The following is a 12,811-nucleotide window of genomic DNA, read 5'->3' as shown; positions in this document are numbered from 1 at the left end:
CAAAACTTACAGCAAAAAATCTGCCATCACTGCATTACTCACATGAATGCCTTCTCTTGATAAAAATATCCTGCCGCTTTCTTCCAACAGCAGTCCCTGTTTCTTATATTTTTTCAGAACTTCTCCATATATATTCTCTATTGCAGTGCCAAAATACTCCTGAAATTCCTTTTTGGACACGCCCTGTGTCATACGAAGTCCAAGAAACATAAACTCTGCCATCTCATCTTCTCTTGTAAGAAGTTCCCTGTTTTTTCGAATTTTTTCTGGTGCACTGCTGTTTTTCAGATATTCCTGCATATCGGAAGTATTGGAAAAACGTTCCTTTCCCAATAAGGAAGCCGCTCCAAGCCCAAGCCCCAGATAATCCTTTCTCTGCCAGTATCCTTCATTATGTCTGCATTCACACCCTGCTTTTGCATAGTTGGAAATCTCATACTGATGATAGCCATACTCTTTCAGAACTACAGCAACATCTTCATACATGCGGTACTCCGTATCTTCATCAGGCAAATCCAGCTTTTTTCTGGAAAAAGGGGTGCCCTCTTCAATAATAAGACTGTATGCCGAAATGTGCTCCGGGCCAAGTGCCGCCACCATCCGAAGGTTCTCTATCCAATCTTCATAACACTGTCCCGGAATGGCAAACATCAGATCCACATTTATATTGGAAAAGCCAGCCTCTCTTGCCATCTGAAAGCTTTCCAGAAACTGTGCATAATTATGAATTCTTCCAAGCATAGCCAGTTCCTTATTGTTTGGCGACTGTAAGCCAATGCTGATCCGGTTAATTCCGTATTTTCTGTAAATAGAAAGTTTCTCAGGCGTCAATGTTCCAGGATTTGCTTCAATCGTTACCTCCGCATCCGCCGAAAACAAAAAATAATCTCTCAGCCCCTGTAAAAGCTTTTCCATTACATCACATTCCGGCACAGAAGGTGTTCCCCCGCCAATGAAAACTGTATCTACCGGACGTTTTTTCAGATTCTTTGAAACCGTCTCCATTTCCCGTAAAAGTGCATAAATATAAGCTTCCTGCCCGGCCCTGGTAGAGGGACCTGACAGGAAGTCACAATAATCACATTTCTTTATGCAAAACGGGATGTGAAGGTACAATTCCAAACCATTCTTCTTTGTTCCCATTCTGATTTTCTCCACATTGTTTATTTTCTTCTGTTTACAATGCTGTTTCTGTAAAATTAATCTCCACTACCGGTCTCAGTTTCTTCATCTGTTGAATTTCCAGTAGCATCACTGCCGCTGTCAGACGAATCTGCAGCAGTCTGCTCTTCTGAAGAGCCGCTCTTACTGCTGCCTGCAGCCTTTCCCTCTTCTTTTTGAACCAGATACTCATTCACCATAGTCACGCTTCCGCTTTGCGCTACCGCATCTTTATTTACCTGGCGAGGTACCGGCGTAGGTGTTGCTGTAGGAATCGGCGTGATCTTCATTACGCCCTGCGACTCTGCGTCTGGTGCTTTCACCGTTTTCTTCCCACATGCACAGCTGCCTGCAAAAATTACGATCACCAGCAGGATCACTGTCAAAATCCCGCCCTTGATCCACTGTTCCCTGTCTTTTTTATAACTTCTCTTTATTCTTCTTGTCAGAATACGTATCTTAGCTTTCATCGGATACCTCCGCGTCTGATGCCAGCTGGCATATATCTTATGTCAACCAGTCACACTCAGACACCTTTATTTGTTGCTTTTCACCACAGGATTGACAACAATTAATTTTCATCCAGTTTCAGTACGCTCATAAATGCTTTCTGCGGAATCTCTACGTTTCCAACCTGGCGCATTCTCTTCTTACCTTCCTTCTGTTTTTCCAGAAGTTTCTTCTTACGAGAAATATCACCGCCGTAGCACTTGGCAAGAACATCTTTACGCATAGCCTTAACCGTCTCTCTGGCAATGATTTTGCTTCCGATTGCGGCCTGGATTGGAATTTCAAAGAGCTGACGCGGAATCTCATCTTTCAGCTTCTCGCACATCTTGCGGCCTCTTTCATAAGAAGTATCTGCATGCACAATAAAAGAAAGGGCATCCACTTCTTCTTTATTTACCAGAATATCCAGTTTCACAAGCTCACTTCTCTCATAACCACAAAGTTCGTAATCCAGAGACGCATATCCTCTGGAACGAGATTTCAGGGCATCAAAGAAATCGTAAATAATCTCATTCAATGGAAGCTTATATTTCAGAAGAGCTCGTGTCTCTTCCATATATTCCATGCCAAGATACTGACCACGGCGCTCCTGGCAAAGATCCATAATGGCACCGATAAATTCTGTAGTTACCATAATCTCAGCATTCACGATTGGCTCTTCCATATATTCGATCTCAGATGGATCTGGAAGATTGGTCGGATTTGTCAGATCAATCACTTCGCCGTTTGTCTTGTGTACTTTGTAAATAACGCTTGGAGCTGTAGTAACAAGATCCAGGTCATATTCACGCTCCAGACGTTCCTGAATGATTTCCAGATGAAGCAATCCAAGAAATCCGCAGCGGAAACCAAATCCAAGAGCAACAGATGTCTCCGGCTCATAGAATAAAGAGGCGTCATTTAACTGCAGTTTCTCCAAAGCATCACGAAGATCCCCGTATTTCGCTCCGTCAGCCGGATAAAGGCCGCAGTAAACCATTGGATTTACTTTCTTATATCCAGGCAAAGCCTCCTCACATGGACGGTTATTGTCCGTAATAGTATCACCAACACGAGTGTCTCTTACGTTCTTAATGCTGGCGGTAATATAACCTACCATTCCAGCTGTCAGTTCCTCACATGGAATAAACTGCCCAGCTCCAAAATACCCAACTTCCACAACTTCTGCCACAAATCCAGTGGCCATCATACGGATGGTTGTGCCTTTGCGGACTTTTCCATCTACCATTCGGCAGAAAACAATGGCACCCTTATAAGAATCATAAATGGAGTCAAAAATAAGCGCCTTCAGCGGTGCATCCGGATTTCCTGCAGGTGCCGGGATCTTAGCCACTACCTGCTCCAGAACCTGATCTACATTCAGACCTGTTTTTGCAGAAATCTGCGGTGCGTCCTGGGCTTCAAGTCCAATCACATCCTCAATTTCATTGATAACACGCTCTGGCTCTGCACTTGGAAGATCAACCTTATTGATTACTGGAATAACCTCAAGATCATGATCCAGTGCCATATAAACATTTGCCAGCGTCTGCGCTTCAATTCCCTGTGCAGCGTCAACTACAAGGATGGCACCGTCGCAGGCTGCAAGGCTTCGTGAAACTTCATAGTTAAAATCCACATGTCCAGGTGTATCGATCAGATTGAAAATATACTCTTCTCCATCTTTTCCATGATATACCGTGCGGACAGCCTGGGATTTGATGGTAATTCCACGTTCTCTCTCCAGTTCCATATTATCCAGAACCTGGGCCTGCATTTCCCTCTCAGTCAAAAGTCCTGTCATCTCTATAATTCTGTCGGCCAGTGTAGATTTACCGTGGTCAATATGTGCAATAATACAAAAATTTCGAATTTTACTCTGGTCTGTCATTCCAGACATTCCTCCTCTGGTTATGCTTTACTGTTTATTCTATCAAGAGATTATAGCACAGATTAAATCTGTTTGTCACTTCCTTTTATATGGTTCCTGTTCACTCCGTTCACAGTAACATTCTTGACGGGATAAATTATATTATTTTTATCCTGTTCCGCAGCCCTTTAACACTCTGTTCAAAATGTCTGCAAAGGGTTCCATGGCGTTTTTTACTTCCTGCACCGTATTTGTCTGGGCACCGGCTTCCAGAAGCAGGGCTCTTTTTCGTAAATGAAGATTGTAGCGCAAGCCCGCCAGGTAAATCCCTCTGTAAAAATCAGGATAATACAACGCCGCCTGATATTCCAGCTGAAAAGAAAAAGCAAGATTGTCCTGTATGTAAGGATTTGGCAAATAAGAAACCTTCCCCTGGTCATTCGTGTAGCTAAGGCCATTATAAAAAAGAATCTGCGCAGTATCTTTTCCGTTTATTTCAGTTACCAGCCGTCTGTCTTCATCGATGCCATCTCTGTGCAGATCAATAACCACCTCCACAGACGGATTTTCTTCCAAAACCTTTTCTACGTAATCACAAGCATAATTATAGGCCTTATTCCGATCCAGTTCTCCGCTCATCATATCAAAAGCTTCTTTTATATGGATCACCTGATAACCATATTTTTCTGACAGCAAACTGGTCAGATAATTTCCAACACCCACAATCGTATCTTCCTCTTCTCCTTCCCTGGAATCGGAAAACGTTTCCTGGGAGTGACTGTGATAAATAAGAATCTGCGGCTCCAACGGTCCATGACTCAAGGAAAAATCCTCTGCCAGAAATTCAGCAGCATTTATTTTTACGGCAGATGCATCTGTGTTCTCATCTACAATGTAAAAATTGTTCATTAGATAATCGTAATCCGACAGCTTGTCTCTGGACAGATCCAGAATTGGATGCGGGAGAACGATGTTAGACTGAGGAAGGGTATTTGCAGGCTGAGTTTCTGAATTTAAGTGATTTTCACTATTTTCTATGATTTCTGACATCTCAGAGTTATCTTTATTTTCTATTTTATCTGTATTATTTATTTTTTTACTTTCCTCAGAAACACTGCTGTTTTTTTCCAGATTGGCTTCCTTGGATTTCTTTGCATTTTCCTCTCGCAAATTACGCTCATTCTCTGCAACTTCTTCTAAATATGCTCCATTTCTCTTCTCAATCTCAGCCAGAGTTTCCCCATCCATTTCCATCCAGGTTTCCTGTGCTTTTTCCTCTGTAAAATAATAGAACGGAAACTGCCTGTACACATTATGCACAATTTCCCGCATGGAAAAAGGTCCTGGCAGCATAGCCAGAACCGCAAAAAAACACAGACAAAGAAACACGCAGAAAACCTTCTGGACTTTTGTCACGAAATCACCTCTTTAAGGTTATCCTATGACAGATTTTTCCTCCGTATGTTTCTTTTTTTAGGCTAACTTTCCATATTTTCAGTATTTTTCCACAGCTCACCACCTTTACATCAGCTTCATGCGCCAGAGCGTGTTTGAAAAATCATTCCCGCAATCTGCACGCCCACTTTGCTGGAGATTTCACCCGAATTCGATTGCCGTAGCCCGCTACGATGCCCTCATCTAGGCAAAATCTCCCACAAATTGTGACGCACATCTTGCAGAAAGCCTTTTTCAAACACGCTCTAATAGATCTCTGCAAAAGTCATATTTAATCCTTCTGAAATCGTAAAACTCAGATATTTTATGGTCTCGTCCACATCTTTCGGCGTCACAAACATTCCATGAAGATGTGGGGAAATCATTTCTTCCAAAAATTCTTTCTGTTCGGCCTCGTCCAGTGTCTCAAGCAAATGAGCCATAGAATCATGAACAATAGTCGCCGCATCCACCACCGTAGGCACTCCGATCCCAATCACTTTTACATTCAGATTTTCTTCTGTAAGACCATTTCTGTGGTTTCCCACCCCTGATCCCGGAGTAATTCCTGTATCCGTGATTTGAATGGTCCGATTAAGGCGCCTGGTATTTCTTGCGGCAAGAGCATCCACAGCGATCACTACATCTGGCCGTGTTATTTCCACCACGCCCTCCACGATTTCCGAAGTTTCCATTCCAGTCTGCCCCATTACTCCTGGAACAATTCCGCTGATTGCATGAAGAATCTGCTTTTCTGTACTTTTCAGTCCATACTCGCGGATCAGATGGCGTGTCATATGAAGATTCCCAATTACTTCCGGTCCCAATGAATCCGCCGTAATACCCGGATTTCCAAGCCCAACAATAAGCACGGACTTTTCCTTTTCCAGACCGATCAGCTGGCGTAAATGTCTGGAAAGTTCTTCAGACACTTCCCTGTGATAGTCCTCATCTGGCGCTGAAAGCCCTTCCGATTCAATTGTAATATATGTCCCCTGAGGTCTCCCCATCGCCCTGGCACCATTTTCCGTGGTTATTTTCACCACAGTGGTTCGAATGTCTTTTTCCTCATTATAATCTTCCTGAACCTCCACCCCGCGCACTTCTACATTGTCCTCTGTAAAGCGTTCTCTTGCCTCTACCGCCAAATCGGTTCTGATCTTATAAGTTCCCAGCATATCAGTTCCTCCATACTTTCCCAAATTCTCCCATATCACCGGCTCCGCCCTGCTGTTTTCTATGTGCAAAATGTATTTCTCATTGCAATTCATACCTTTCACAGCCACACCTTTCGATTTTTATATAATCTCCCCACTTTTTTGCAAAAATATGTATGTCAAGCATTTTTGTAAAAATATGTATTGACAATCCAAGGTAATTATTATAAACTATATAAGCATGTTCATAGGAACGCCCGTGTCTGTTCTTATGATGCAAAAAATTAATCATCATTCACGAATTGGAGGTGTACGAATTGGCTAACATCAAATCTGCAAAAAAGAGAATTTTAGTTAACAGAACAAAAGCTGCGAGAAACAAATCCATCCGTTCTGCTGTTAAGACTTCCATCAGAAAAGTTGACGCGGCAGTAGCAAACAACGATAAGGCAGCAGCAGAGGTTGCATTAAAAGAGGCTATCTCTACAATCAGCAAAGCAACTTCCAAAGGTGTTTATCACAAAAACAACTGCGCAAGAAAAGTTTCCCGTTTATCCAAAGCCGTTAACAGCATTGGCTAATAGATATCTGAATTTTTAGTTATAAGCTTATAAGTGAAAATTAAGGCAGTCGAACCGTCATCGACTGCCTTTTTTCTGTATTTTTTTGCATTCCTGTTCAGCCCACTGCCTATTTTTGCAAACATCATAGCCTGCACCAAAACGTCATCTTCTGGCTGAACTATACTTCACGATCAGTAATTCCACACTAAGCACATCCTGCAATCTGCCTGTCTTCACAGCTTCCTCTGCATCCACAAAATCCGTCACTGCCTGACGAAGTTCACTGATTCTATAGGATCTTGCACAGACTGCAATATTTTTCACCACAAAAGACGGCACTCCCAGTCTTGATGCCATCACCGGCTGAGGGATTCCTTCTTCTGCATATTCTTTTACCAGAAGCAGCTGGCGAAACTGTTTCGCCAAAAGAAAAAGGATTCTCATCGGGGGCTCCTTCAGCGTGAGAAGATCATAATACAGATCCAGTGCTCTCTTCTGATTTTTCTCCGTTACTGCCCGGACCATATCAAAAATCTTATTCTGGGTCTGAGTGGTACAAACCTGCTGAATATCCTCTCCCGTTACCACATCCCGGTCACCGGTATAGGAAATTATCTTTTCCAGTTCCATCCGCAGGTTTCCCATGTCCACGCCAGTCATGGTAAGAAGGAGTTCCATATCCCGCTGGGTGATCATCTTGCCTTCTTTTTTCAGAAGCCCGGCAGCCCAGCGCATTAGCGTTTTCTCATCCTGCTGCACAAATTCTCCGATTCTACCTGCTGCCTTTACGGCTTTATACATACGGTTTCTTTTATCCACCTCATTTTCTACAAAAATAAGGCAAAGATAGTCTGGCAGTTCTTTCATATAATCAGCCAGTTCATCACATTTATTCTTAAAAAAGCCGGTATCTTCCAACAAAACCACCCTACGGTCTGCAAAAAAAGGCATGGTCTCACAAAGGTCGATCAGTTCCTTCACATCAATGTTCCGACCCTCATAATGATTAAAATTCATGGTGTCATCTTCTGGATTCAGCGCCTGCACCAGTTTATGTTTATACTGCTGTTTCAGGTAAGCTTCCTCACCATACAGCAAATACGCCTGTTTAAAATTGCCCGTCTTTATATCTTCCTGGATATTCTTCAAAATATACGCTCCTGTCATCTTCTTGTCGGTCAGGACATTCCCCAAAGGTTACTATTCACGATCTGACCAGTAGCCTCCCAGACTCTTTCAGCCAGGGTAATAGAGCTGTACCCGACATTCTACTAAACCATACCACAAATTGTGTCTTTATAAAAGTGCCTTTTTCGCTCTACATACTATTTCCCTTTTCCAAAAATTTCTTAATCCTTATCCCCTCTTTCTCCCAGCAAACTTTCACAGCACCGCTCTCCATAGTAAAACTGGTCTGGCACCCGGTTTCTTCCAGGCGTTTCGTAATTTCCGGTGACGGGTGACCATAGGTATTGGTAGAAGAGCAGGAAATCACAGCATATTCCGGGCGCACTGTATCAAGAAACTGTTGACAGGTAGAGTAATGGGAGCCATGGTGTCCCACCTTCAAAAAGTCCACATCTTCCAACATTCCCAATTCCAGCAATTTCTTTTCCGTTTCTTCCCCGATATCACCTGTCAAAAGGCCAAGAAACTCCTCATATTTTACTTTAATCACCATACCATCTTCATTTACGTCTGCGCCAGAAGCGCTGACAGCAGGAGCAATTATCTGCAATTGCAATTTACCTGCATTCAGGCAGTCTCCTTCCTTCAGGGTTCTCACTGGAATTCCGGCCGCTTTTGCTGTCTGTTTCAGTTTTTCCCATGCAGCAGGAGGATTTTCCCACTCAGGCAGATACAAGCATCCCAATTTTACTGAATTCAGTTTTTTTACAGACATTTCCAATATTTCCTGTACCCCACTGATATGATCCTGATCTGTATGAGATATAAAAATTCCATCAATCTGAGAAATCCCTTGATTTTTCAGATAAGGTAAAATCTGATATTGTCCCACACCTGATTTGTTTGTGCTTCCGCCATCCACCAGAAAACAATTTCCTTCCGGCGTCCGCAGCACAAGCCCGTCGCCCTGTCCCACATCCAGACAGCTGACAGAAAATGGTTCCGGCTCACGCCATATAAGAATAGACATGGCCAGGCATACAACTACGAAAGCAATTATTTTTCTCTCCCTCTTCCCTTTCTGTGTAAGTATCCAGACTGCTCCTGCAAACAAAATATAATATACAGCCACCTGCCACAGCTTTGGTTGTCCTGTGATCCAGATGCCAAAAGGCAGATTCCCAGATAGTTTACATAACTCTTCATAAATTCCAGCAAGAACCTTTCCAGGCAAAATCACAACACGCCCAACGGAAAAGCTTACACACCCAGCAAGCAATCCAATAACTCCGCTTCCCAGAACAACTCCTACTGTAGGAAGCACCAGCAAATTTAAAAAAATTCCAACCAGTGAAACTTCTCCGAAAAAATATAAGGAAACAGGAAGCATGGTCAGCTGTATTCCTATAGATGCGCCTAAAGCCAGATTTGCTTTGCAAAAACCTCCGGCAAATTTTTCATATATTTGCCCTGTATGTTTTCCTAAAATCATACAGCAAATATTTTTAAACTTTTTTCCAGCATGTCTTTTCCATACACTCTTTTTTCTCCGCACATTTTCCCCTTTTTCAATACGGGATAAATCCATACTCTTTGTTAATGCAGGAACCACTACGCCAGCTCCTGCTACCGCGCTAAATGACAAAAGGAACCCACTGTTATATAAATATGCTCCTGAATCTCCAAGAATTAACATAGCCGAAACAGCCAGCGCCGTTGGCAGATCATAAATCCTTCCGGTTATTTTCGCCCCTACAGATATCAAAAACATACAGACTGCACGCATAGTAGACACACTTCCACCAGTCATCACGCCGTATTGAAGCAAAATCAACAGGGCAATTATCCCAGACGGCCAGATTCCCATTCCAGTCTTCATCAGAAGATTATAAATTCCCATCCCAATCACACTGATATGCAGCCCCGAAATTGCCAGAACATGCACAATACCAGCCATCTGGTAGCGAAGCTTTACTTCCTCATCCAGACTGCTTTTATCCCCGAGAACAATTGCCTGAAAAACCCCGGCTTCTTTTCCACCAATTCCATTCAGAACTTTACTGAGATATTTCCTTAGATCATTCATACCTTGTCGATAAGCAGAATAATTTTCCGATTTTTTTAACAATTCCGCCTTTTTCATAAAATAGAAAATATGCTGGCTGGCATAATACTGTCTGGCATCAAATTCTCCTGGATTTCGCATCTCACCTACTCTCTCCAGATTTCCAGACACCAAAACAACAGTTCCTGCCGGAACATCTTCTTTTTTCTTTAAAAATACTTTTACATTTTCAATAGATATTTTCTTCGGTTGATTTTCCTTTGATTGATTCTTCTTTGGTTGATAAATCAGATATGTATTGCTAAGATAAACAGATTGTGAAAATTCATTTTCTGTGGTCTGTGTCACTTCTCCGCAGATTGTGACCTTGGGATGTTCCCGGATCCAGGAGTCCACATTTTCCGGAACAGGATTTCCTCTGATCAGTGGAAATCCTGCCCGGTCGGCCACACACATAAGGAGCATCAAGACCAGACACACCATGCAAAGCGGTCTTTTCGTCATTTATAAACTCCTTTAGTATTTCATTTTATAAGCGTTATTGATTGATTTTTTCAAACACGCTCTAATTCTCTTTCAGGATCAGATCTGTATTTTTACTGAAAAGACTGTACAAAGATGTTCCATCACTTAACTTAGCCTCTGTATCACCTTCGATTGAAATCTGCACTTTATCAGCAGATGTCGTATCCAGAAGAGAATTTACCACGGAATAGATCATGGTGTTCACCGGGATATCAATTCCTGAATCTGAAAAAGCGGAACTAAAATCCACATAGCACACATTATCAGACACCTCTATTCCCAGAATATCCGTATTCTGCGGAATTGTTGGATAATGCCCTTTCACCATCGGTCCTTTGGCAAGCTGTTCCAGTATTACTCTCTCTCTTGGCAGAATTCTCTTATAATATACATTTCTCTGTTCTGCCACAAGATGCTCTCCTGTCTTGTCTGTAAAATACAGAGTAAAAGTATCATACCGATACGCATCTTTATCAGAGCCCCACATTTCTACAAAAGTGTTGCCGTCAAGCAAGCCTACAGCCTGTCCCTTGGAATCGGTAAGCTCCTGATTTCCTATAAAAATCTTTATGCCGGTGATTCCTGGAATCTGAAGAAAAGTTCTTGCCACACCTGCGCGCACCAGAATCTCCCTGGTTCGGGAAATATTACTGTAATCAGCATTAAACTCCAATTCCAGAAGGGATTCATTTAAGCGGTAAGTCACCAGCTGAACTCCTGCTGGAAGCAAAGGCTGGTTCTCTCCGCTGCTCTCCTGTCCATTCAGGATTCCCATTAAATCCTGGAGCATAAATTCTGCACTTTCCTGCTCCGGATAATATCTTGTCTTTGTTACTTTCGTTTCATCTTTGTTCAAGTAATATAGATAGTACTGATTGCTGACACTTTCAGTCTTCTCTCCCTGGCTTTCCACCGAGCATCCGGTAAGAAGGCCAATGATCAGAACCAGAGCCATCGCTGTACTCAACAATTTCTTCATCTGGCACCTCCTACGGAATATATGATAAAGGAATGCGGACAGTAAAGGTAGTTCCCTCGCCTTCCTTACTTGCCACCTGAATAGTTCCATGATGCATGGTCACAGCACTTCTGGTAATCGCAAGTCCAAGACCTGTGCCGCCAATTTCTTTGGAATGGGATTTGTCCACACGGTAAAAACGTTCAAAAATTCTTCCGATGGACTCCTCCGGAATGCCCATTCCGGAATCTGAAACCTTCACATAGAAATATTTATGGTCAGCGTCAAGGGTTACACGAACCCAGCCATCATCCACATTGTATTTAATACCATTCTCAACCAGATTGCTCACGGCAAGAGTAAACTTTACCTCATCCACATCTGCTTCAACAGGGCGGAAACTGTCCAGGATCAGATCAATGTGCCTCTTATCTGCAATTGGACGGAGTCTCTTCAGGATATCCTCCAGAAGCTGATTGATATTCAGGTGCTCCACATTCAGATCAGCTGCTTTCTTATCCATTTTTACAAGAGAAAGCAGGTCTGTGATGATCTTATTCTCCCGATCAATCTCTGCAGTGATATCGCCCATAAACTCCTGATACAGCTCCTCCGGCACCCCTTCCTGGCCCACCAGTGAATCGGCAAGTACCTTCATGGAGGTAAGCGGTGTCTTCAGCTCATGGGACACATTGGAAACAAACTCATTTCTGGACTCATCCAGAATCTTCATTCTGGAAAGCATTTTGTTGAACGCATCCGTAATAAGTGCTGTCTCTGTATAATCCGGGACAGAAATCTCCTCATTCTGGTATCCATCTGTCAAATCCTCAATGGACTTGGTAACTCTGGCAAACGGCTTTACAAGAACCGTAGAAAGCACATATCCAAGAAGGACCGCCAGCACAATAATGATTCCTGTGATCAGAAGACTCTTCTGTTCCAGCTCCAGAATATTCTCTGCAATTTCATTGGAGGAAAAGCTGATCAGCATAGCACCCTGAAGCTGCTTCACCTCCGGGCTTTTCACAGGGAGAGCCATCTCAATCTTCTGTGTCTTACTATTATAGCGGCTGGCTTCCTCACCTTTGAAGCATTTGATCACCATAGTGGAGATCAAAGTTTTTCCCTCATCTACGCCATAGGTATCCTTGATAATCCTGTAATCCCTGTCAACTAACAGAATTCTGCCGTCATACACATTAGACAACAACTCCAGCTTGCTGTTTACATTCTGCGAGCTGGAGTCATTCATATAATTCTCTTTAATTAACAGGTTACACAGAATGTCACACTGCTTCTCAACAGTCTGCTTACGGACAGCCACAGCCTTGCTCTCATAGGCTGCCACCATCACATGAGCAACAATGACACTTGGTACGATTCCCAGAATGACCAGAATGATCAGAATACGAAAACGCAGACTTTTTAAAAAGCTTGGTTTCTTTTTCTCTGGCATGG

At 42.8% G+C, this 12,811-nt stretch carries 10 protein-coding genes and 1 pseudogene; 1 reads left to right on the top strand and 10 read right to left on the bottom strand.

Features of this window, described 5'->3' with window-relative positions; all coding sequences use genetic code 11:
- Window positions 1–6: 6 nt before the first annotated feature.
- From hemW to gpr, 6 genes and pseudogenes are all read right to left on the bottom strand, one after another.
- Window positions 7–1,143: a radical SAM family heme chaperone HemW gene (gene hemW, locus I4V84_RS11365; protein WP_195992025.1), complete on the bottom strand. Its 1,137-nt coding sequence runs from the start codon at window positions 1,141–1,143 to the stop codon at window positions 7–9.
- A gap of 56 nt (window positions 1,144–1,199) precedes the next feature.
- Window positions 1,200–1,631, bottom strand: a complete 432-nt coding sequence (locus tag I4V84_RS11360; protein WP_173718896.1) for a hypothetical protein — start codon at window positions 1,629–1,631, stop codon at window positions 1,200–1,202.
- 101 nt (window positions 1,632–1,732) lie between these two features.
- Entirely contained in the window at window positions 1,733–3,541 is a 1,809-nt protein-coding gene (gene lepA / locus I4V84_RS11355; protein ID WP_330382770.1) for a translation elongation factor 4, read from the bottom strand.
- 147 nt (window positions 3,542–3,688) lie between these two features.
- Window positions 3,689–4,936 carry a stage II sporulation protein P gene (locus tag I4V84_RS11350; protein ID WP_226840970.1) on the bottom strand — a complete coding sequence of 416 codons (1,248 nt, stop codon included), beginning with the start codon at window positions 4,934–4,936 and terminating at the stop codon, window positions 3,689–3,691.
- Between the two features lie 116 nt (window positions 4,937–5,052).
- Window positions 5,053–5,213: pseudogene (locus I4V84_RS20600) on the bottom strand (DUF6783 domain-containing protein).
- 7 nt (window positions 5,214–5,220) lie between these two features.
- Window positions 5,221–6,132, bottom strand: coding sequence for a GPR endopeptidase (gpr, locus tag I4V84_RS11345; RefSeq protein ID WP_118579888.1), 912 nt, complete (start codon window positions 6,130–6,132; stop codon window positions 5,221–5,223).
- A gap of 296 nt (window positions 6,133–6,428) precedes the next feature.
- Here gpr and rpsT point away from each other — a divergent pair, with 296 nt between their 5' ends.
- Window positions 6,429–6,692 (top strand): 30S ribosomal protein S20, encoded by a 264-nt coding sequence (gene rpsT / locus I4V84_RS11340; RefSeq protein ID WP_330382769.1) that lies wholly within the window; start codon window positions 6,429–6,431, stop codon window positions 6,690–6,692.
- 144 nt (window positions 6,693–6,836) lie between these two features.
- On the opposite strand, the gene holA is transcribed toward rpsT, so the two are convergent.
- The 4 genes from holA to I4V84_RS11320 form a co-directional block, all read right to left on the bottom strand.
- Window positions 6,837–7,823, bottom strand: a complete 987-nt coding sequence (gene holA, locus I4V84_RS11335) for a DNA polymerase III subunit delta (RefSeq protein WP_148461738.1) — start codon at window positions 7,821–7,823, stop codon at window positions 6,837–6,839.
- Window positions 7,824–7,992: 169 nt separating this feature from the next.
- Window positions 7,993–10,371, bottom strand: coding sequence for a ComEC/Rec2 family competence protein (locus I4V84_RS11330; RefSeq protein WP_195992023.1), 2,379 nt, complete (start codon window positions 10,369–10,371; stop codon window positions 7,993–7,995).
- A 61-nt stretch (window positions 10,372–10,432) separates the two neighbouring features.
- Window positions 10,433–11,371 (bottom strand): GerMN domain-containing protein, encoded by a 939-nt coding sequence (locus I4V84_RS11325; RefSeq protein ID WP_195992021.1) that lies wholly within the window; start codon window positions 11,369–11,371, stop codon window positions 10,433–10,435.
- 10 nt (window positions 11,372–11,381) lie between these two features.
- Window positions 11,382–12,809, bottom strand: a complete 1,428-nt coding sequence (locus I4V84_RS11320; protein WP_195992018.1) for a HAMP domain-containing sensor histidine kinase — start codon at window positions 12,807–12,809, stop codon at window positions 11,382–11,384.
- Window positions 12,810–12,811 lie beyond the last annotated feature (2 nt).

Source organism: Ruminococcus sp. 1001713B170207_170306_F1 (assembly GCF_015668065.1).
GTDB lineage: Bacteria > Bacillota > Clostridia > Lachnospirales > Lachnospiraceae > Blautia_A > Blautia_A faecis.
The sequence above is the reverse complement of the archived record's forward strand: the minus strand, read 5'-3'. Positions and strand labels throughout refer to the sequence as shown.